19 protein-coding genes are annotated in these 21,436 nt (G+C 32.1%); 3 read left to right on the top strand and 16 right to left on the bottom strand.

Features of this window, described 5'->3' with window-relative positions; translation table 11 throughout:
- Positions 1 to 9: 9 nt before the first annotated feature.
- From V6246_RS06955 to V6246_RS07010, 12 genes are all read right to left on the bottom strand, one after another.
- Entirely contained in the window at positions 10 to 336 is a 327-nt protein-coding gene (locus tag V6246_RS06955; RefSeq protein WP_042503119.1) for a nucleotide pyrophosphohydrolase, read from the bottom strand.
- The gene (locus tag V6246_RS06960; protein ID WP_341559751.1) at positions 336 to 2,321 is read right to left on the bottom strand and encodes a transglutaminase domain-containing protein; all 1,986 of its coding nucleotides are present in this window, start codon (positions 2,319 to 2,321) and stop codon (positions 336 to 338) included. Before V6246_RS06960 ends, V6246_RS06955 begins: the two co-directional genes overlap by 1 nt.
- A gap of 9 nt (positions 2,322 to 2,330) precedes the next feature.
- A complete protein-coding gene (locus V6246_RS06965; protein WP_341559752.1) occupies positions 2,331 to 4,238 on the bottom strand; it encodes a DUF3857 domain-containing transglutaminase family protein in 1,908 nt (635 codons plus the stop codon).
- A gap of 58 nt (positions 4,239 to 4,296) precedes the next feature.
- Complete coding sequence (locus tag V6246_RS06970) at positions 4,297 to 4,824, bottom strand: metal-dependent hydrolase (RefSeq protein WP_341559753.1); 528 nt, start codon at positions 4,822 to 4,824, stop codon at positions 4,297 to 4,299.
- Positions 4,824 to 5,276 carry a D-aminoacyl-tRNA deacylase gene (dtd, locus tag V6246_RS06975; protein ID WP_341559754.1) on the bottom strand — a complete coding sequence of 151 codons (453 nt, stop codon included), beginning with the start codon at positions 5,274 to 5,276 and terminating at the stop codon, positions 4,824 to 4,826. Before dtd ends, V6246_RS06970 begins: the two co-directional genes overlap by 1 nt.
- Positions 5,277 to 5,372: 96 nt before the next feature.
- Positions 5,373 to 6,317, bottom strand: coding sequence for a ribosome small subunit-dependent GTPase A (gene rsgA, locus V6246_RS06980; protein WP_341559901.1), 945 nt, complete (start codon positions 6,315 to 6,317; stop codon positions 5,373 to 5,375).
- 85 nt (positions 6,318 to 6,402) lie between these two features.
- Positions 6,403 to 7,941: a DUF6770 family protein gene (locus tag V6246_RS06985; protein ID WP_341559755.1), complete on the bottom strand. Its 1,539-nt coding sequence runs from the start codon at positions 7,939 to 7,941 to the stop codon at positions 6,403 to 6,405.
- Positions 7,942 to 7,958: 17 nt separating this feature from the next.
- Positions 7,959 to 9,347 carry a M48 family metalloprotease gene (locus V6246_RS06990; protein WP_341559756.1) on the bottom strand — a complete coding sequence of 463 codons (1,389 nt, stop codon included), beginning with the start codon at positions 9,345 to 9,347 and terminating at the stop codon, positions 7,959 to 7,961.
- A 45-nt stretch (positions 9,348 to 9,392) separates the two neighbouring features.
- A complete protein-coding gene (locus V6246_RS06995; protein ID WP_042497238.1) occupies positions 9,393 to 10,475 on the bottom strand; it encodes a bifunctional 3-deoxy-7-phosphoheptulonate synthase/chorismate mutase type II in 1,083 nt (360 codons plus the stop codon).
- Positions 10,476 to 10,568: 93 nt separating this feature from the next.
- On the bottom strand, positions 10,569 to 11,420 hold the full coding sequence (locus tag V6246_RS07000; protein WP_042497237.1) for a prephenate dehydrogenase: 852 nt from the start codon (positions 11,418 to 11,420) through the stop codon (positions 10,569 to 10,571).
- Positions 11,421 to 11,524: 104 nt separating this feature from the next.
- Entirely contained in the window at positions 11,525 to 12,670 is a 1,146-nt protein-coding gene (locus V6246_RS07005) for a pyridoxal phosphate-dependent aminotransferase (RefSeq protein ID WP_042497234.1), read from the bottom strand.
- Positions 12,667 to 13,494, bottom strand: coding sequence for a prephenate dehydratase (locus V6246_RS07010; RefSeq protein ID WP_341559757.1), 828 nt, complete (start codon positions 13,492 to 13,494; stop codon positions 12,667 to 12,669). The genes V6246_RS07005 and V6246_RS07010 overlap by 4 nt, the downstream gene beginning before the upstream one ends.
- Before the next feature lie 390 nt (positions 13,495 to 13,884).
- On the opposite strand from V6246_RS07010, the gene gldA reads away from it, so the two are divergent.
- The 3 genes from gldA (at position 13,885) to V6246_RS07025 (ending at position 18,195) form a co-directional block, all read left to right on the top strand.
- The gene (gldA, locus tag V6246_RS07015; protein ID WP_341559758.1) at positions 13,885 to 14,778 is read left to right on the top strand and encodes a gliding motility-associated ABC transporter ATP-binding subunit GldA; all 894 of its coding nucleotides are present in this window, start codon (positions 13,885 to 13,887) and stop codon (positions 14,776 to 14,778) included.
- A 129-nt stretch (positions 14,779 to 14,907) separates the two neighbouring features.
- The gene (pta, locus tag V6246_RS07020; RefSeq protein ID WP_341559759.1) at positions 14,908 to 17,004 is read left to right on the top strand and encodes a phosphate acetyltransferase; all 2,097 of its coding nucleotides are present in this window, start codon (positions 14,908 to 14,910) and stop codon (positions 17,002 to 17,004) included.
- Positions 17,005 to 17,007: 3 nt separating this feature from the next.
- Positions 17,008 to 18,195 carry an acetate/propionate family kinase gene (locus V6246_RS07025; RefSeq protein WP_341559760.1) on the top strand — a complete coding sequence of 396 codons (1,188 nt, stop codon included), beginning with the start codon at positions 17,008 to 17,010 and terminating at the stop codon, positions 18,193 to 18,195.
- Here V6246_RS07025 and V6246_RS07030 read toward each other — a convergent pair.
- The 4 genes from V6246_RS07030 to V6246_RS07045 form a co-directional block, all read right to left on the bottom strand.
- Positions 18,181 to 18,927 carry a head GIN domain-containing protein gene (locus V6246_RS07030; RefSeq protein ID WP_341559761.1) on the bottom strand — a complete coding sequence of 249 codons (747 nt, stop codon included), beginning with the start codon at positions 18,925 to 18,927 and terminating at the stop codon, positions 18,181 to 18,183. The two genes, V6246_RS07025 and V6246_RS07030, sit on opposite strands and share 15 nt — an antisense overlap.
- Entirely contained in the window at positions 18,924 to 20,027 is a 1,104-nt protein-coding gene (locus V6246_RS07035) for an acyloxyacyl hydrolase (protein WP_341559762.1), read from the bottom strand. Before V6246_RS07035 ends, V6246_RS07030 begins: the two co-directional genes overlap by 4 nt.
- A gap of 76 nt (positions 20,028 to 20,103) precedes the next feature.
- Positions 20,104 to 21,060 (bottom strand): methylenetetrahydrofolate reductase [NAD(P)H], encoded by a 957-nt coding sequence (gene metF / locus V6246_RS07040; protein ID WP_304403890.1) that lies wholly within the window; start codon positions 21,058 to 21,060, stop codon positions 20,104 to 20,106.
- A 140-nt stretch (positions 21,061 to 21,200) separates the two neighbouring features.
- Positions 21,201 to 21,428, bottom strand: a complete 228-nt coding sequence (locus tag V6246_RS07045) for a hypothetical protein (RefSeq protein ID WP_341559763.1) — start codon at positions 21,426 to 21,428, stop codon at positions 21,201 to 21,203.
- Between the last annotated feature and the right edge of the window lie 8 nt (positions 21,429 to 21,436).

Raw genomic sequence — 21,436 nt, forward strand, 5'->3', positions numbered from 1 at the left:
CCTGCTAATTTACTTTAATTTTTCGTTATTATGGTGTCTATCGTGGTCGCGTTTTCCTTTCTTATACATTCTTTCATCGAAAGCTTTTTGTAAATCGACTCCGGTTTGGTTTGCTAAACAAAGTACAACGAATAAAACATCGGCTAATTCTTCACCTAAATCTTTATTTTTATCACTTTCCTTTTCACTTTGCTCGCCGTATCTGCGGGCAATTATTCTAGCTACCTCCCCTACTTCTTCAGTAAGTTGAGCCATATTGGTTAACTCGTTAAAATAACGAACACCATGTTCTTTTATCCAATTATCTACTTCTTGTTGTGCGTTTTCTATATTCATTATATTCTACTTAAAACTATTTGTTCGTTTTCTTTTTCTATCATTTGTGCAAAATAAGCTTTTAAAGCTTCGTAATATGCTGGATTAATAATAGCAGAATTAATCTCATTTAAAACAGACACCTGTATTGTGTTTCCGTTGCCGTTAACTTGATAAATAAATTTCCCCAAATGATCGGGTAATTCTAAACCTCCAGATTCTGGCAGACTTTCTATTTTATATCCTTCAGGTATTTTTACTACTATTTTACTATTCATTTTAGATGGGTACCCAAAATCTACAGGAAATTCTCTTTTGCTTAATTTAAAAGGATTATCTGTGGTTTTCAAAAAAAACAATGGCGAAAAATACATTTTATCACCAATAATATCTGCTTGACTTTCTTTTACAAATTTATAAGACTCTACAATAGGCTTACCTAAATCTAATTCGTTTTTAACATCGTAATCTAAAATTTCTAGCCCACCATAATTATTTTCTAATCGCGCTATAAAATCATCATGATCCACATCAACATAACGTTCTCTGAAGGACAATGCTTTATGACTCTTTTTTATACTCCTGTATCCACCAGATAAATCTCCATTTTCCGATAAACTAGCCATAAAAAAAACTGAGTTTTCAGAAATTTGTTGTGGGTACAAGTCTATTAAAGTAGAACCTCCTGCTTCTGCTATAACGCGCCCTTGCCAATTTAATGTTCTAAAAGGCAAAACATTAGGTGTGCTAAACCTGCTCGTAGCATCTAAAAGAATATTACCTTCATTTAACTTCACATAACTTACCACATAATTATAACCTTCTAAAGTTGGAAATAATGGCACACCGTGTTGCCTAGTACTAACCAAAACCGGATAAGCTCTAAGTCCTGCATGTTGCAACATAGCGGTAAGCATTAAATTAATTTCGGCAACATTACCTACTTGATCTTTATATGCATGCTTCACTCCATCGTCAGTTCCATAACCGTAATAGCCATTCCATTTTACTTTGTTTTTCACATAGTTAAATATTAGAGCTGTACGTTGCAGCGGATTGGAAACTGTTGCAATAAGCGCATCAATATCATCTTCAAAGTAACCTTTTCTATTTAATTCGGGGCCAAAGTTTGAGTTGTCGTAAATAGTATTTACAACATCCGACCACGATGTAGTATAGGATTTTATAGGCGCATCCGGGTACTTAATGTAAGATAATTCGTATTTAACCGAAGATTTATAATTATTAATATTATTAACATAAGGTTCATCTTTTAACGCTGGTACATTATTCAAATCAAACTCTGTAATATTCTTTTTAAAAGCTAAATCTTCTGAATAAGATCTCCCTATACTTGTTCTACTCGTAAGTTTTATTTTATCTGTCTGACTACTCTTTTTGGGTGTAATACTTAAATACCCTCTAGTACTTTCTTTAAAAGTAAAATATTCGGGAGCCTCAAATCGAGCTTCTATTTTTTTAACTGGAACATCATGCTGAAATACAAATTGGTCTACATTGTATATAAATGGCGAATTAATTCTGTACTTATACTCTACAACACAGCTGGCTTTTACATTCGGCATGGTAAATTTATACTCGTTGGTGTATTTTGATAATTCTGTTTTAAAAATACCATCTTTCGATAGTTTGGTTTCTTCAACCTTACCATTTACTAAGTGATAAGTATAGGCTTTTAAATTTCGGAGTTCCTCATCGGATCCTCCACTTGTACTCAATCTATTTGTTTTGGTTGCATAATCGAATCCTTCTTGATTATAAATCTTAATACGCTCATGCACTTCGGTTACTAATCTAAAGCCACTTGGCTCAACATACTCATAAAAAGATTTTCTATTTTTATATAAATACGTTGCACTTGCAGAAGAATCTAAAGGATTAAATTTTTCTTGTAATTCTTCTTTAGATACTTTGCCAAAATGGTAATCTTGAGCAAATGCAGTTAATGAGAAACAAAGAGTTACTAATAGTGAGGTTAGTTTCATAGTATAATTTTACTTTTTAATTAATGCGACTTTAGCGTTATCGAGTTTTGATACTTCTTTATAAAAGGTTCTAAACGCAGCATAATCTTCTTTAGGGAATTCGCCATCGTTTATAATAAAAATTCTTTTATATTTTATTTTAGAATTATCTACAGCAGAAATTTCTGTGGTATAGCTACCAAAATTAGTTTCTAACGACTGCCCTTTTGGTAATGATTCTATATTGTAATCTGGTGGTAAATTAATCTCTACCTCATCTACATCTTTAAAGCCTCTGTTTATTTTTAACGGAAGTTTTCGACTTCTATACCTGTCCGGAATATGTGTATTTCTATTTAAAACATTCAAATTAACGAGCATACGTTCACCTACTTTTTTGGTGTAATTAATGGCTTGAAAGTTTATATTTTCAATTAATTCTATGGTGTTTTTATTATTTTCAATACTCATGTTATTTATAGACATGTTGTTTATGTATTTCCAACGTCTTTTGTAATACACATCCAAATCACGTTCTGGCTCAGTTTCTAACCAATATTTATTATCATATTGAATACCTTTTGAATTTACATCTACCACAGCCTTAATCGAACCATCGTTTGAAATATCACAAACTCCCTTTATGGTTTGCAAACTTTCCTCTGGAATATATTTTTTGGTATGTTGTATTTTTCCACCTTCTGGAGTAATCACCAAAACATCTCTATCGTCTGTAAAATCACCAATAAAACCGAAAGGCAATTTCTGACTTGTACACTCTAACCAAATATTCTCATCGTTATTCGGGATATTCAGAATAACATGATTGCCCTGCATAGCAGCAAAATCTTTTTCTAAACTGCGTTGAGAATCTCCTGCAAAAACCACAGAATAATTAGATTCTATACCAACAGCATTAAGCAAAGCCATAGTGTAATTTGTTAAACCTTTACAATCTCCATACCCCAACCGATCTACTTCCGAAGCATTAAAAGGTTTCCAACCTCCAATACCAACTTGCACGCTTATATAACGCACTTTATCTTGAACGTATTGATATATTTTTTTCGCCTTTGCTATATTATCAGGTTCATTTTTAACCAATCCCTGAATTTTAGTTATAGTCCCTTCCGATAAATCGTGAGTGTTTTTTATTAAATCATGATACATCCAAGTTCCAAATTCGCCCCAATTTTCTACTTCAGAATTAACACCTTCTAAAGAAAACTGTTTTGATGCAAACATCACTTTTGGAACAATATCAGAAAAATTAGGACTATAGTCTTCTGGCTTAATTCCAGAAACATTTTTTATGCTATAATTTATTTTAGTTGAAGTAAGGTCTGCACTAATTTTATAACCTTCAATATTCTTTTCCTTTTTTCTAATAGTAAGTTCTTCAGGGAAACTTAAGGTATAACTACTATTTTCAACACTTAAAAAATATTCGGTTACTGGAAAAAACGAATTAATAAACGCGGTATTATTAGTTTCGTATTCCGAATTAAACTCAATAGTATAAGGATATTTTATAGGAGTATATTCTAGATATTTTACTCGAGAGTCTGAATATAATGTACCGCCATCCACAGCACTTACATCTCTAAAATCTTTCTCTTTAATCTTCTTAATAACCTTACCGAAGTTATCGTAAACCAGAACCTCTAATGTTTTAATATTTACGTTTTTATCATAATGCAAATACGCATTAACAGCATCGTTACCTTCTTTATTTAATACAGTTACAATTCGTTTTTCGGTAACCAACATACTTTGTGAAGACTCTAAAACAATAGAAGTAACATCATCTCTAACAACGGCATTAGCATTTTGCTTTAAATTATCGGGAATACTAAAACTAGTGTATAAATTTTGTTGAGAAAAACTAAAAAGTGTTGAGAATAAAAATAGAGTATTGAGAATACGCTTTAAAATCATGAAAAAGGGGTTATGTTTATTTTACAGCGCCTAGTTATTTAAACTATAGTAAAACGAACTAATTTGTTCCCTTTTTAAATTTTACAACTAAAAACCTGACAGCTAATATAATAAAACACGGTAAAAATATGTATTTAAATTCGCTTAAAATTACCTGAATTCCACGTTCGGATATAAATTTACCTATACCAATAGGTGAAACGCGTATATCTTGAAAAGGAAAGAAAAATCGATCGTTATTGAAAGGAATAAAAAAGCCTACACCTTTTCCTCCGGAAGTCATAGCATCTAAAAGACCATGAGACATTGTTGAAGTAAAAATGACTAAAAACCAAATTACTTTATTATTTCGACCTAAAGTAAACATTAAAATCAGTGCCCAAATTAAAGCAAACACAATAGAATGCGTAAAACCTCTATGCCCTAACGGGTCGCCATAAGCAATACCTAAATTAAAGCCAACAACATCAAAATCGGGTAAAATTGTAGAAAACACCGCAGCCCATAGCAACCACTTTAAATTTTGTTTATTCGTTACTTTCACCAAAGTATATCCAACTATGCCATGTCCAAAAATGGATGCCATTACTCTTTATTTTTTGTATCTATAATTATGGTAACTGGGCCATCGTTTAGCAACTCTACCTTCATGTCCGCTCCAAATTGTCCGGTTTGCACTGTTTTTCCTAAATCTTTTTCTATTTGTTTTACAAACGCTTCATACAATGGTATAGCAACATCAGGCCTCGCTGCTTTTATATAGCTCGGGCGATTGCCTTTTTTAGTAGAAGCTTGAAGTGTAAATTGACTTACCACAATAACATCACCACAATTATCTTTTAAGGAATGATTCATCACATCATTATCATCAGAAAAAATTCGGAGATTCACAATTTTATTCGAAAGCCAAACAATATCATCATCTGCATCCTCATTTACAATTCCTAAAAGAATTAAAAATCCGTTTTCTATATTGGCTACTTTTTCACCTTCAATAGTTACGCTAGCTTTTGTAACGCGCTGTATAACTGCTTTCATCTATTTAATTGCATTTTTTTAAAACCTAACAAATGTATTTTTAAGGTTTAAGTAAATTACCCTAACGGGGAAATGCCTCATTGACTAAAATTAGTACTATTCCCAAATATCGGTTCTGTAATGCTCATCTTCACCCTCTACAAGTTGAATGTAACTTCGGTAACGAGAATACTCAATATCACCTTCATCTAACGCATCTTTAACAGCACACTTTGGTTCTTTAATATGTAAACAATTATTGAATTTACAATCTTGCTTTAAAGCGAAAAACTCAGGAAAATAATCGCCAATTTCTTCCTTTTCCATATCAACAACACCAAAACCTTTAATTCCTGGTGTATCTATAATTTGAGCTCCAAAACTTAAATCGAACATCTCAGCAAAAGTTGTAGTATGTTGCCCTTGCATATGTTGCGTAGAAATTGCCTTGGTTTTTATATTTAAACCTGGTTCAATAGCATTTACAAGTGTAGATTTCCCAACTCCAGAGTGCCCAGAAAACAAACTAACCTTACCATGCATTAAGGCCTTTACTTTGTCTACATTTTTACCTGTAACGGCAGATACCCCAATACACTCGTAACCTATTTTTCTATAAATATGTGCCAAATATTTTACTTCGTCTAGTGTTTCTTGATCGTAAGTATCAATTTTATTGAACAATAAAACCGTTTTAATTGAATAAGCATTTGCCGTTACCAAAAACCTATCGATAAAACTGGTTAATGTTGGCGGATTATTAATGGTTATCATTAAAAAAACCTGATCTATATTGGCCGAAATTATATGGGTTTGCTTTGATAGATTTACAGATTTACGTACAATGTAATTAAACCTATCATGTATATTATGTATAATCCCCGATTCTTGATTATTATCGGTTTCTATTTCGAAATCTACAATATCGCCCACAGCAATTGGGTTGGTACTTTTAATACCTTTAATTCTAAATTTCCCTTTTATTCGGCATTCGTAAGTATCACCCAATTCGGTTTTTACGGTATACCAACTTCCTGTAGATTTATAAACGCGTCCTGTCATTACAACAAAGATGGAAATAAATATCATAGTATACAAAAAAGGCTTACATATTAATGCAAGCCTTTAAAATAATAATGAAAATTTCTTACTGTAAGTTCAATTTCTCAATGTGTAAATCTATAGTTTTTTCCTTTTTATTATATTCAACAAGCATTATATGTCCTAATTTAGCAGGTAAAACTCTAAATTTTATTTTACCACTATCTTTTTGAAGGTAAATTTTGTCTTCAGAAAACTCCCCTTCATTATACATAATAGTCTTAAATGCTAACTTATTTTTTTCACCCTTTAATCTTTCATAATCTATAAAATTTGAATAAAAACGATCTCTATCTTTATCTATTTGAGTAAACTCATAATCGAAAGCACCGTAAGCCTTAAGCGCATGCGCATTTAATTGAGGACTTCCAACATCTATTATACTAGGTGCTCTGGACTTCCCTTTTTTGAATACTTTAATGTCTTTTAATTCAAATTTATTATCAAATTCAAAAATAGCCGCATCAGTTATAGTCAATTGCGTTACAGCCCTTTGTCCATTTGCATTAGCCGTTAAACCAAGAATCCCTGTTAGACTTGCCGTTTTTCGATACTTCTCTCCAATACAGTAAAAACTACCTGTCTGAGTCCTTATCATATCATGAAAATAAACATAACCCCTTTTTGGGTTTTTTCCATCTGACTCAACTGGCATCATTTTATTTATTTCATCTTTCCAACTCACTTTATTATCAGACACAATATTCCCTGAAAGATCATTAATTTGTGAAAACAATCCCAAACTCTTGGACTTGATTATATTATCTCCTTTTTCAAAATACTCTCCTAAAAGCACAACCTTTTTATCATCTGTTAAAAAAGCATTAGTTATTAATCTAGGGTTATTCTCTCTATCAAACTCTTTTTCAAATAATAACTTTCCTGTTTTTATATCAATAACAAGAACTTTAAATTTTATTGTCTGACTCAATGCAGATTTTTTAGATGCTTGAAGAGCCACTAACACTTCTTCATTCACCTCTATTGGGTTAATAGTCATGATCTCTTTAGTATCATCAGGCGAGTTATAATCCCAAGACGAACCACCATCAGTAGCTATATACTTCAAACCATATCCTAGCTTCTTATTATCTCTTATATAATTAAAGATAAATCCTTTATTATCAACTGGAAACAGCATGTTAAAATTCCCTGCTTTTAACATATAACCTAACCATTTCATCTCTTTTTTATTAACAGAAATCACAATATCCTTTCCTTGATTTCCTTGTCTATCAAAAGAAACAAGCTTATATTTCTTTTCTTTAGTGTTAATCATTGCAAACATTAAAGCCTGATTGTTAAACTTACTATCAGCTAAAACTGTGTTTTTATTATCTATATAAGATTTCGTTGCAATATCATTTAAGTTATTATCTAATATTTTAATTCCATACTCTCGCATTCCTTTTTTAAGTTTATCTATTTGATAATAAAAATAATATCCATCGACATCATTATTCTTATCCATCATAGACCCAGAATTCTTTAATTTAAAAGAAGTAATCTCATTTAAAGATTTTTCCTGAGCATTTAAAACTATAGAAAGCATAAATAGGCAAGTCAAGGTTAAAAGTTTTTTCATTTTGTTGTTATTGAAGATTATTTATTAATTGATTTAAAAAATTCTATTATTTTATTGAGATTTTCAATATTATTTTTTTCACCCTCAATTGATTCATAGAAAGCTATCCATATTTTTTTGACTTCGCTAAGCTCTAGATTATGTAAAAAAAGTCTAATTAGATTTAATTGTTTTTCATCCGAAAAACTATTCTTTTGAGGCACATACTTCCCTAATTCATGCTTTTTTTTTGCTTGTGCCGCCATATATAACACTTCGGCTATTTTAGAATAGTAATAATCTGATGTTATATGTTTACTATTATACTTTTCTATTAATTGGTATAATGCTAGATCTAGAAATTTTAAATCAAAAGCAAACTGAATACTTTGCATATTTGATATATGTTTTAAATCTTCATAACTATATTCAGTAGTCCTACTAACGACAATCTCTTCTCTTACTATACTAAAATCTTTAACCAATTTATTCACCCTAAACTCAATTTCTGGGTGGGTTTTCAAAGTATCAGAAACCAAACTAAAATCATTTGTTTTTTCATTTGTATCAAAAAGCGATGTACTTTCTTTTAACCAGTAATCTTTAAATGGATAACTTCTAAAATTAAATACACTATCTATTTTAACATCATGAGATAAAATCATTTCATCTACCTTTCTTAATTTTTCTAAAGCATATAATGCAGCAAATTTCGAATACTTTGTTTTAGAAAAAAGAACAAAACCTAAAGAATCTGCCTCCGCTTCCACCTCCTTAGAATAATCTAATAAATCAATACTCAATTCATCTATTAAAGAAAGTGCAGCTCTTGTCCGTCCATATTTATTTCTCTTAATTTTCTTTACCTTTTTTTTAATTTCTTTTGAATTAATAGAACTAACTCTTTTAGTAGTGCCTTTTATTGAATGATCTAACAATTTATGCGCTACTTCATGACATATTATAAAAGCTAATTCGTCATTAGACTCTAATTTAGTCAGTAATCCTAAATTAATTTCAAACATACCATCTCCATAACAAGCAGCATTTGGAACTATTGAATTTTTAATAAAAAAATTAAAGTCTGTTGGATTAATTTCTGGGTTAGATTTATAAATATGTTGAAGTATAGGATCCAAATTTTCTTTTATTTTAGAATTAAAAACATAAGTACTGTCTTTAACCGCATCTAAAGATTTTTCATCTCTATTCTTATAATATTTCTTAATTTTTGAAGAAAAAGACCCATTAATTTTTTTAATATGATTGGAATTAATCCGTTTAAAATAAATCTTTAAAGAATCAATATTTCCAGGAATATACTCGTAAGAAAGCTCCTGAGAAGACAAGGTGTTAATAACACCAAAGAAAAAAATAAAAGAGAGCCGATAAAAATTCATTCGGCCAAAAATAAAAAAATCTGACAATTAATTGTCAGATTTTTTATAAATTGTAGTAATTTTATTTAATTACTATCCGTTAATCACTTTTTCTTGGTGATTGATAGATTCTTGGTGTACTGCTTTAAACATTTTTAAGATAAATTCTTCACTTAAACCATGTTGCTCACCTTCTAAAACCATTTTACCTAAAATTTCATTCCAACGTTTAGATTGTAAAACGGCAACGTTCTTTTGTTTTTTAAGCGCTCCGATACTATCAGAAGTTTTCATTCTCTTTCCTAATAAATCAAGAATTTGATTATCAACAACGTCAATTTGTGCTCTTAAATTATCTAAAGAACTATTGTATTCTTCTTCTGTATTAGATTCTTTTCTAATTTTTAAATCTCTCATTATTTGCACTAAAGTAGATGGTGTTACTTGTTGTGCAGCATCACTCCATGCGTTTTCTGGATCGTAATGAGTTTCAATCATTAATCCGTCAAAGTTTAAATCTAAAGCTGTTTGAGATACATCAAAAATCATATCTCTTTTTCCTGTAATATGCGATGGATCGTTTATTAATGGAATATCTGGATATTTGTTTTGAAATTCAATAGCTAATTGCCATTCTGGAGTATTTCTGTATTTTGATTTTTCGTAAGTAGAAAAACCTCTATGGATTGCTCCAATGTTTTTAACACCCGCTTTGTAAATTCTTTCGATACCGCCTAACCATAAAGCTAAATCTGGATTTACTGGGTTTTTAATTAACACAGGCTTATCTGTACCTTGTAAAGCATCTGCAATTTCTTGCATAATAAAAGGAGATACTGTAGAACGTGCACCAATCCATAATAAATCGATATCATGCTCTAAAGCTAATTTTACGTGAGCAGCATTTGCTACTTCCGTACAAACTTTCATCCCTGTTTCAGCTTTTACTTTTTGTAACCATTTTAAACCTAAAGCACCAACACCTTCAAACATTCCTGGGCGTGTTCTTGGTTTCCAAATACCAGCTCTAAAATAGCTTACATCGGTATCTTTTAGCTCATGAGCTATTTTTAATACTTGTTCTTCTGTTTCAGCACTGCAAGGTCCAGCAATTACTAATGGATGATCTAAGTTTAAATCATCTAACCAGGTTCTCATTTCTTTTGTGTTTTCCATAATCTTAATCAAATTTCAAAATGAAATTCCAATTTCCGTGCTTTTTATTATTTAGTGTAGTGTCGAAATTGGATATTCAATTTTTTTTCAGGTTTAATGTATTCCGTTTAATATATCTTTTATATAATTTGTGCTTTCCATCTCTTTATAAATCGCTTCGAAATCATCTTGTTTCATAAGCTCTTTAAAGTGAGACAGGTTGTTAATATACTCTTCTAATGTTTCAATAACATTGGCTTTGTTCTGTTTAAAAATAGGTGTCCACATGGCTGGCGAACTTTTTGCTAAACGCACTGTTGATGCAAATCCACTGCCTGCCATATCAAAAATATCGCGTTCGTTTCTTTCTTTATCAATAACCGTTTTTCCTAACATAAAAGAACTAATATGCGACAGGTGCGATACATAAGCAATATGCTTATCATGAGCTTCCGGATTCATATATCGAATTCTCATACCAATATCACTAAACAATTTTAAAGCCTTTTCTTGTAGCTTAAACGTTGTTTTTTCAACCTCACAAACAATATTTGTTTTCCCTTGAAACAAACCGCTGATAGCAGCTGCCGGTCCAGAATGCTCTGTTCCTGCAATAGGATGCATTGCTAAAAAATTACGGCGTTTAGGGTGGTTTTCTACCACTTTACAAATATCAACTTTAGTTGATCCCGCATCGACTACTAAGCCTGTTTCTGGAATTAAATCTAAAATAGTTGGCAACAATTTTACAGTTGCATCTACGGGTATAGAAATAATAACTAAATCGGCATTTTTTAAATCGTCTAGCGTTGCTTTTTTATCAATTAAATTTAAAGCCAAAGCTTCTTCAAGCGTACTGTCTTTACGGCTAATACCATGGATAATAACATCTGGTCTAAGGGCTTTTATATCCTTAGCTAAACTACCACCTATTAACCCTATGCCTATTGAATATATATTTTTCATTTTGCTCCCTAACCTTCTCCTCTTGGAGAACGAACTGTTACGGGTTTTACTTTATTACTATTTACTTTTTTATAATGTCTAAAATTCTAAATGGCAATTAACTATTAACTTACACGCGCTATGGCTTCTTGTAAATCTTCGGTTTGTGCACATAAAGAAAACCTAATATAACCTTCACCTTGAGAACCAAAAATAGTTCCTGGAGTTAAGAATATACTTTTCTCTTTCAATATTAAATCGATATACGCTTCTGCTTTTACATCTGCAGGCAGTTTTGCCCAAACAAAAAGTCCTGTTGCATTTTCATCGTACGTGCAATTTAATGCTTCGGCTAATTTCCAAACTAAATCACGACGTTCTTTATAAACGTTATTTAAGGTTGAAAACCATTCGCTAGAACATTTTAAAGCTTCAATTGCACCTTTTTGAATACCGTAAAACATTCCGGAATCCATATTGCTTTTCACTTTTAAAATATCGTTTATATACTTATTATCACCAACAACCATCCCAACACGCCATCCGGCCATATTGAAGGTTTTACTTAATGAGTTAAGTTCTAAACAAACATCTTTAGCGCCTTCTACATTTAAAATACTCGTAGGATTTTCATTTAAAATGAAACTATACGGATTATCATTTACTATTAAAATATCATGCTTTTTAGCAAAAGCCACTAAATCTTCAAACAACGTTTCAGATGGTTGAGTTCCTGTTGGCATATGCGGATAATTTACCCACATTAGCTTTACTTTACTTAAATCTTGTTGCTCTAAAGCTTCTAAATCTGGTTGCCAGTTATTAGCAGCGTCTAACTCATAAAAAATTGGTTCTGCCTCTAACAATTTAGTTACCGATTGATAGGTTGGATAACCTGGATTTGGTATTAAAACAGCATCACCTTTATTTAAATATGCCATTGAAATATGCATAATACCTTCTTTACTTCCCATTAATGGAAGCACTTCAGCATTTGGATTTAAATCAACATTGTAATGCGTTTTATAAAATCCTGAAATAGCTTGACGCAACTCTGGCAAGCCCTGATAACTTTGATATTTATGTGCATTCGGACTCAACAATCCTTCGGTTAAAGCATCTACTACTTTTTGCGATGGTTGCAAATCTGGACTACCAATACCTAAATTTATTACAGGTTTCCCACTTGCTATTAGTGCGTTTACTTCTTTCAATTTTCTTGAGAAGTAGTATTCTTCAACACTATGCAATCTATCGGCTACTTCAATCATAATTTTGCATTTTTATATTCACCTAAAACTTTAAAATCGTCTCCCATTATTTCTATTAATGATTTTGCTTTCTGAAAACTAGCATAATCATCGAAGGTTACATCAACAAAAAAGGCGTACTTCCAAGGTGTTTCAATAATTGGAAGGCTCTGTATTTTTGTTAAATTCAACTTGCAATCGCTCATTACATTTAAAATAGTCGCTAAACTGCCTCGTTTGTGGTTCGCTTCAAACTTTATAGATGCCTTACTAATTTCCGACTCTAAAAGATCTGTTTTTGTACGTTGTACAATAGCAAAACGAGTTTCGTTGTTTTTAATGGTTTGTATACTTTTTGCTAAAATATTGAGCTCGAAAATTTCGGCTGCAAATTCACTAGCAATGGCTGCAACACCTTTTAATTTTTTATTCTGAATACGCTCTGCCACTTCGGCCGTATCTTTATCTTCAATTAATTTAATATGCGGATAATCTCTAAAAAACTCTTTACATTGTAATAGCGCCATAGGATGTGAATACACCTCTTCAATATCCAAAATACTCTGGTTTGGCAATGCCATTAAACTATGCTGAATATCTAAATAATGCTCTCCAACAACATGAAGATTATACTTATCGATTAATGCATAATTAGGAATAATAGAACCCGCAATCGAATTTTCGAGTGCCATAATTCCTGCATCACATTCTTCTGTAATTAACGAATCTACTACTCTATCGAATGATAAACAATCGATAGTAGCCACAGGAGTTTCAAAAAATTGTTTTGACACAATATGATGATATGACCCTTTTATACCTTGTATAGCTACTGTTTTTATCAATTTTTATTGTTTTTTATTAATGTTCAATAGATTGTTAAACAAAAAAAAGTCTCGATTTTCATCGAGACTCATATTAAATTTATAGTTTTAAATTATACATACAACGCCTCGTTCTTTTCGCTAAAAAAGAAATAAAACCAGTTGTTAAAATATGTAAAATATACTGTCATAGTGATAATTGAGTGGCTAAAGTAATTATTTTATTAAGAAATCAAAATACAATAAAACTTTTTTTTACATTTTATTTAAAAAAATAAAGATTCCACATAAAACCTACCATTATTATGCACAATTTTAAATTATATACGGAATACACTAAAACATCTTAAAAAAGGGAATCGTCAAGATTTTTACATTCATATTCATTATTTTTGAACAAACAATTAATTTATGTCGATAGAAGTTACAGGAATATCAAAGCTTTACGGAAATCAGAAAGCTTTAAACAATATTTCGTTTACCGTAAAAAAACCTGAAATTGTTGGATTTCTTGGTCCTAATGGTGCAGGAAAATCGACCATGATGAAAATTTTAACCACATTTATTCAACCTTCCGAAGGTGCGGCCAAAGTAAATGGACATGATATAGATGAAGCTAAACAACAGGTACAAAAAAGTGTGGGCTACTTACCAGAGCACAACCCACTGTATCTAGATATGTTTGTAAAAGAGTATTTAAAATTTAATGCCGATATATATAAGGTTGATAAAAAACGTATTAACGAAGTTATAGAGCTTACAGGCTTAACTCCAGAAATGCATAAAAAAATAGGGCAACTATCTAAAGGGTATCGCCAACGTGTTGGGTTAGCCAATGCCCTACTCCATGATCCTGAAGTTTTAATTTTAGACGAACCTACAACCGGATTAGACCCAAACCAATTAGTAGAAATAAGAAATTTAATTAAACATATAGGCCAAACAAAAACCGTTTTTCTTTCAACACACATTATGCAAGAGGTAGAAGCCATGTGCGACCGCGTTATTATAATTAACAAAGGAGAGATTGTAGCCGACAAAAAACTTAACGAACTACGAGACGAAAAAGAACAAACTGTAATTGTAGAATTCGATTTTAGAGTTGAAGATGCTTTTCTAATTAGATTACCGAAAGTGAAAAGTGTAAAAAACACCTATGGCTTTGTTTACGAAATTACATTTAAAACTTCCGAAGATATGCGATCTCATGTTTTTGATTTTGCACACGATAACCAATTAAAAATTCTTCAACTTAATCAGAAAAACGCAAGTTTAGAATCGCTTTTTAGAGAATTAACCGCATAAGCCCGTTTTTAAAATAGAAAAGCATGATATAAATCATCTTTACCCACGCTCAAACCTAATAAATTTGCAATATTACTTAGCTAAAAACAAGTAATATCTCTATATTTATAACGTAACAAATATATTACGATGAGCAAAGGAATTTATGTGGCTACTATAGAGCCCAACAGCGGAAAATCGGTTATTGTGTTAGGCCTAATGCGTATGCTTTTAGGAAAAACAGCAAAGGTTGGTTATTTTAGACCTATTATTGAAGACCTCGATGAAGGTGAAATGGACAACCATATTAGCACCGTAATTTCACATTTTGAAATAGATATTAATTATAAAAACACTTTCGCTTTTACCCGAAACGAAGTCTTAGATTTATACAACCAAGGCAAATCTGGAAAGGTTATTGACGAAATTATTAAAAAATACAAATACCTTGAATCCCGCTTTGATTTTGTTTTAGTTGAAGGCACCGATTTTTCTCATGAAAACTCCAGCTTAGAATTAGACATTAACATCTTGATTTCTAAAAACCTGAGTATTCCCGTTATAATTGTTTCTCAAGGTGATAAAAAAGATTTAAAATCTATTGTTGATAGCGTACAATTAGCTCATGATACATTTAAAGGTGAAGTTGATGTACTTTCTCTTGTAACCAACAAGGTTGATGAAGATCAAATTTCTATCTTAAAGGAAAAACTACAGAAACGTATCAATACGGATACAGATACCAATATTACAGTAATTCCGAAAATAAAAAGTTTAGCAAGCCCAACCATTAAAGAAATTGTAAAAAACCTACATGGTAATGTCCTTTTTGGTAAGGATATGGTTAATAACCAAGCCGAAAATTTTAGCGTTGGCGCCATGCAGTTAAGAAATTACTTAACACACCTAAAAGAAAACGCATTAGTTATTACTCCCGGAGATCGCGCCGATATTATCCTTGGTGCTTTACAAGCTCATATTTCTAAAAACTACCCTAAAATATCAGGAATTATTTTAACAGGAGGTTTAATTCCTGAGGAATCTATTTTAAAATTAATTGAAGGTCTTTCTAGCGTAGTACCTATTATTAGTGTTAAATCTGGTACTTTTTCGGTTACAAATACTATTGGAAAAATAAAATCTAAAATTTATGCCGATAATATTGAAAAGATTGAAATGTCTATCGCAACATTCGAAAAACATGTAGATACCGATAAATTATCTAATGATTTAATCACTTTTCAATCGGATATATTCACGCCTCGCATGTTTCAGTATAACTTATTGCAACGCGCACTAAACAATAAAAAACATATTGTTTTACCAGAAGGTGATGATGAACGTGTATTAAGAGCTGCAGCCAGGTTAATAGATGCTCAGGTTGTAGAATTAACCTTAATTGGTGACGAAAACTTAATAAAAGAGCGCCTTATCACTTTAGATATTGCCCTAGACACAAATAAAGTAAATATTGTTTCTCCAACAAAATCGCCATATTTTGATGATTATGTAAACACGCTTTACGAACTAAGAAAACATAAAAATGTAAACTTAGAAATGGCAAGAGATATGATTTCTGATGTATCGTATTTTGGAACCATGATGATTTACAAAGGCCATGCAGATGGTATGGTTTCTGGAGCTGTACACACCACGCAACATACCCTTAGACCAGCCCTTCAGTTTATAAAAACGAAACCAGATGTTAACATTGTGTCTTCTGTTTTCTTTATGTGTTTAGAAGATCGTATTTCTGTTTTTGGAGATTGTGCCATCAACCCGAACCCAAATGCAGAACAGCTAGCCGAAATCGCTATATCATCTGCTGAAACCGCTAAAAACTTTGGAATTGAACCAAAAGTAGCCATGTTATCTTATTCTTCTGGAGCCTCTGGAAAAGGAGCCGATGTAGAAAAAGTGCGTGAAGCTACCGAAATAGTTAAAAAATTAGCGCCAAGTTTAAAAATTGAAGGCCCAATTCAATATGATGCCGCTGTAGACATGCGTATTGGTAAAAGTAAATTACCAGACTCAGAAGTTGCAGGTAGCGCTAGTGTTTTAATCTTCCCTGATTTAAATACAGGTAACAACACGTACAAAGCCGTACAAAGAGAAACCGGAGCATTAGCCATTGGTCCTGTTCTACAAGGATTAAACAAACCTGTAAACGATTTAAGTCGTGGCTGTACTGCCGACGATATTTACAGCACAGTAATCATTACAGCCATTCAAGCACAAGATTTATAAAATATGCAAGTACTCGTTTTAAACTCAGGAAGTTCATCTCTAAAATTTCAATTATTTTCAATGCCAGCCGAAACTATTTTATGTTCAGGTTTAATTGAACGTATTGGAATGGACGATGCGAAATTTATTTACAAAACTGAAAAAGATACCATAGAGCACGTCACTGCTATTTACAACCATAAACAAGGATTAGAACTACTATCTCATCAACTTTTAGATAGTGAAACCGGCATCATTAAATCGGCTTCAGATATTGATATTGTTGGGCATCGTGTAGTACAAGGTGGTGCTAGATTTAAAGAAACCACCGAAATTAACCAATGGGCAAAAGACAACATAAAAGATCTTTTTAGCTTAGCACCTCTACACAATCCTGCAAATTTTGAAGGTATTGAAGTGGCCGAAGCTATTTTCCCTTCAGCTAAGCAAGTCGCAGTTTTCGATACGGCATTCCACCAATCTATCCCCGAGCATGCTTATAGATATGCCATACCAAATAACCTTTTAACCGAACATAAAATAAGAATGTATGGTTTTCATGGTACCAGTCATAAATACGTATCAGAACGAGCCATTCATTATTTAGGTAAGAAAGAATCTAAAATAATTTCAATCCATTTAGGTAATGGTTGCAGTATAACAGCCATTAAAAACGGAAAAGCTGTAGATCACTCTATGGGATTAACACCTTTAGACGGCTTAATTATGGGTACGCGAAGTGGTGATATCGATCCTTCTGTAATTTTTCATTTGGCAAGTAAATTAAATTACTCTTTAGATGAAATTAACACTCTCTTACAAAAGAAAAGTGGTATGCTTGGCTTAACTGGTTTTAGCGACCTAAGAGAAATAGAAACAGAAGCTGCTAAAGGCAATAGAGATTGCTTGCTTGCTCTACAAATGAACACCTACCGCATTAAAAAATACATTGGCAGCTATGCCGCTGTTTTAAACGGATTGGACGCCATTGTGTTTACCGCAGGAATAGGAGAAAACTCAGAATTAATGCGTAAAATGGTTTGTGAAGATTTAGATTTTCTAGGCATTAATATAGATACAGAGAAAAACAAAGAAAGATCGAAACTCTTAAGAGCCGTAAACACTATTGAATCTAAGGTGAAAATATTAATTATTCCAACCAATGAAGAGTTAGAAATAGCGAAACAATCGGTTCAATTATTCGAAAATTAATCGACCTGTATAAAGTTCTTCCACAGTAATAATATCTGGAGTATTAACCGAAATAACATCTCCGGGCCCAGAAATTTTCCCCGTAAGGGATTGCTGTGGATTTACAACCATATCGTTAGAACTTCTATTTGATATAGTAACGGATTGAGCGATTAAATCTCTACCCTCAAAACGAGATGTTCCTGCAGCAAAAATAATGCGTAAATTTTCGGTTTTACCAGAAACAAAACAATTGGAGAGATTATTAAAAACAAGAGAAAAACTGGTGTTATCAATTTCTAAATCAAAGTTACCATTAGTAAACGAATCTTCTGCTCCAAAATCCTCAGATAAAATTGACAAACTTGGATAGCTTAAAACACCATTAGAACTAACGGTATATTGTGTAGAACTTCTAATTTCGGTAATATTAGGTGCCGTTACATAAACTTTAGTAATACCATAATCACGCACATAATTGCAGCTGTTATTATCCGTTAATATTAATTTACCATTGGTTACAATGGCTTCAACATCATTAATTAAATTCTCACCCGTTTCAACAGTAACCTTTTGTGTTGCACCATCGGTAATTATTAATTCAATATCGCGATTTACTAATATTTCAGTAAAAATATCAACACTAAATTCTTCCTGTATTATAGCTCCTGTTTTCTGAAAACAATCGCCTGCATTTTCACTATCACAAGCAAAAAGAAGGCTAAAAACGAATATATATATTAACTTTTTCATAATCGAACACCAATTCCAAATTCAACAGCTTCCGCTTTAGCTCCGTGAGACTTCAAGGTCATGGCTCCAAACCATTTTCGCTGTTTACCAACGTAACGTTTTAAACCAATTCTTAAATAGGTTTGGCCTTCAAAATCGTATGGATAATACACATAATAACCAAACTGCGTAAGTAGCGATGTTCTATTAATAAACAACTCGTGCCCTACAAAAACACCAACACGCTTATAATCTTCATCACCAGATACATCTAACTCAGGGAAAGCAACACTTCGGTAATAAATAAGTTCCTTTAAAAAATTAGAAAAGAAAACATCGGCACCAAATTGTAAAGCACTTTTACGGTTAATACGCTTATCTGCATAAGCAGAAAGTACGTAAAACGCATACTGACCACTATCTACAATATCACTTTCGTTTATACCCGATCTAAAAACAAAATTATATTTTATAGCTTGTGTAAATTGTCTGTCATTATCTGCTAAAGTATGCTGATACTCTAACTCTTTTTTATCTAAATTATAGGTTAACCCAACATTAAGCGCTAAAGTATTTGTACTCGCGTTAGGTGCTTTAACATTGGCATTAGAATAGTGTATTAAAGAAAAACCAGCTGTTAAACCAAAGCGATCAATAATGCGTTCTTTTTTATAGTTAAGCATCACCATGGTGCTACTCATTAATTTAGAACCGTAAGCAATATTTCTATAATTATCAACCTTATCATAAGGCGTTTCGGTATACCCCATACCTTGCCCAATTCTAAATTGCAGATTTCTATTAAAAAAGTAAAAATTAAAATGCGCATAAAGCGATGTTACATTACCTAAAACATCATTTTTCATGTTTTGATAAGCATAAGTAACACCATAATCCGGATAATTAAAACGTTGTTCCCAATCGTTAAAACCGTATGTTTTTTTGTTCCAACTTAAAAGATAACCTTCCGGATGTCCTTTAATTAAATGAAGTATATCGTTATTATGAAGCGCAATATTACCCTTAAAATAACTTAAATCGAGGTAAGATGTATGTGTTTTATCTTGTGAAAAGCCACTAAAAAATAGGACACAAAATATGCAGGTATAAAGTAATTTCATTATCGGGTTTCTGTGTGGCAAATGTACTTAAATTTCAACGTAAACATTAAAACTTAAGTACAAACCACACTATTTACTAAAACAAAGCTTCGGCAATAGCCTTAACGTTATCACTTTTCCCCATAGAGTAATAATGCAATACAGGTACACCTGCCGCCTTCAACTCTTTAGATTGCTGTATAGCAAATTCAATACCTACTTGTCTAACCGCTTTATTATCCTTACAACCTTCAACAGCATCGATTAAATTTTGAGGTAAATCAATTTTAAAAACCTGAGGTAAAATTTGTAAATGCCTTTTAACAGCTATAGGTTTAATTCCCGGAATAATAGGCACATTAATTCCAGCTTCTCGAGCCTTATCTACAAATTCAAAATACTTATTATTATCAAAAAACATCTGGGTAACCACATAATCGGCACCAGCATCTACCTTCTCTTTTAAACGACGTAAATCGTTAACCAGCGATGGCGCTTCCATGTGTTTCTCTGGGTAACCAGCCACACCAATACAAAAGTCCGAATTATGCTCAACCTTAAAATCATCGTGCAAATACTGCCCTTTATTAAGGTTTGTAATTTGTTGCACTAAGTCGCTCGCAAATGCATTTCCTCCTGCTACAGGTTTAAAATATGGTTCATCTTTCATCGAATCACCACGCAAAGCCATTACATTATCCAAACCTAAATAGTGGCAATCTACCAAAACATATTCAGTTTCTTCTTTTGTAAAACCACCACACAATAAATGCGGAATAGCATCTACCTGATATTTATGCATAATAGATGCACAAATACCAACCGTACCAGGGCGCATACGTGTAATACGCTTATCCAACAAACCATTGCCTTTATCAATATACACATACTCCTCACGAGATGTGGTAACATCAATAAATGGTGGATTAAACTCCATTAAAGGATCGATATTATTATATAAATCCTGAATATTTGTACCTTTCTTTGGCGGAATTACCTCAAAAGAAAACAACGTTTTTCCGTTGGCTTGTTTAATATGGTCTGTTACTTTCATTACTTATTTTTTGTCATCCTCACAAAACGAGAATCTTATCTATATTTTAGTTTAATTTTGGCGTTACCACAAGGGTCGCGCTTTACACTATATCTTTTTTTGCCTTTGGCGGAAACAAAAAAAGGATGCCGTTGCAATCGCTAACGCGGGTTCACCAGCTTATTTTTAACCTCATCAAAAGTTTCTGCGTACTCCCAATAAATCCATCTTCCATCCAAATAATCCGTAAGAATATATTTTTCACTCAACGATTTTATTCGAGATACGGCAACCACTTTCTTCGAAAAACCATCTACCGCAACATGTTCCAAAACCTCTTTGTTATCTGCATCATAACCATGAGAAATCATGTGGCTTCCTAACGTCACCTCTATAA

It is taken from the genome of Algibacter sp. TI.3.09, from assembly GCF_038154905.1.
GTDB lineage: Bacteria > Bacteroidota > Bacteroidia > Flavobacteriales > Flavobacteriaceae > Algibacter.

What these genes read in the sequence shown, in the direction of transcription:
- V6246_RS06995 (WP_042497238.1), bottom strand. Translation starts at nt 10,475, where the DNA reads ATGGAAAACACAAAAGAAATGAGAACCTGGTTAGATGATTTAAACTTA.
- V6246_RS07035 (WP_341559762.1), bottom strand. Translation starts at nt 20,027, where the DNA reads ATGAAATTACTTTATACCTGCATATTTTGTGTCCTATTTTTTAGTGGC.
- V6246_RS06965 (WP_341559752.1), bottom strand. Translation starts at nt 4,238, where the DNA reads ATGATTTTAAAGCGTATTCTCAATACTCTATTTTTATTCTCAACACTT.
- V6246_RS07000 (WP_042497237.1), bottom strand. Translation starts at nt 11,420, where the DNA reads ATGAAAAATATATATTCAATAGGCATAGGGTTAATAGGTGGTAGTTTA.
- V6246_RS06985 (WP_341559755.1), bottom strand. Translation starts at nt 7,941, where the DNA reads ATGAAAAAACTTTTAACCTTGACTTGCCTATTTATGCTTTCTATAGTT.
- V6246_RS06960 (WP_341559751.1), bottom strand. Translation starts at nt 2,321, where the DNA reads ATGAAACTAACCTCACTATTAGTAACTCTTTGTTTCTCATTAACTGCA.
- V6246_RS06955 (WP_042503119.1), bottom strand. Translation starts at nt 336, where the DNA reads ATGAATATAGAAAACGCACAACAAGAAGTAGATAATTGGATAAAAGAA.
- V6246_RS07030 (WP_341559761.1), bottom strand. Translation starts at nt 18,927, where the DNA reads ATGAAAAAGTTAATATATATATTCGTTTTTAGCCTTCTTTTTGCTTGT.
- gldA (WP_341559758.1), top strand. Translation starts at nt 13,885, where the DNA reads ATGTCGATAGAAGTTACAGGAATATCAAAGCTTTACGGAAATCAGAAA.
- pta (WP_341559759.1), top strand. Translation starts at nt 14,908, where the DNA reads ATGAGCAAAGGAATTTATGTGGCTACTATAGAGCCCAACAGCGGAAAA.
- dtd (WP_341559754.1), bottom strand. Translation starts at nt 5,276, where the DNA reads ATGAAAGCAGTTATACAGCGCGTTACAAAAGCTAGCGTAACTATTGAA.
- V6246_RS07025 (WP_341559760.1), top strand. Translation starts at nt 17,008, where the DNA reads ATGCAAGTACTCGTTTTAAACTCAGGAAGTTCATCTCTAAAATTTCAA.
- metF (WP_304403890.1), bottom strand. Translation starts at nt 21,060, where the DNA reads ATGAAAGTAACAGACCATATTAAACAAGCCAACGGAAAAACGTTGTTT.
- V6246_RS06970 (WP_341559753.1), bottom strand. Translation starts at nt 4,824, where the DNA reads ATGGCATCCATTTTTGGACATGGCATAGTTGGATATACTTTGGTGAAA.
- V6246_RS07005 (WP_042497234.1), bottom strand. Translation starts at nt 12,670, where the DNA reads ATGATTGAAGTAGCCGATAGATTGCATAGTGTTGAAGAATACTACTTC.
- rsgA (WP_341559901.1), bottom strand. Translation starts at nt 6,317, where the DNA reads ATGACAGGACGCGTTTATAAATCTACAGGAAGTTGGTATACCGTAAAA.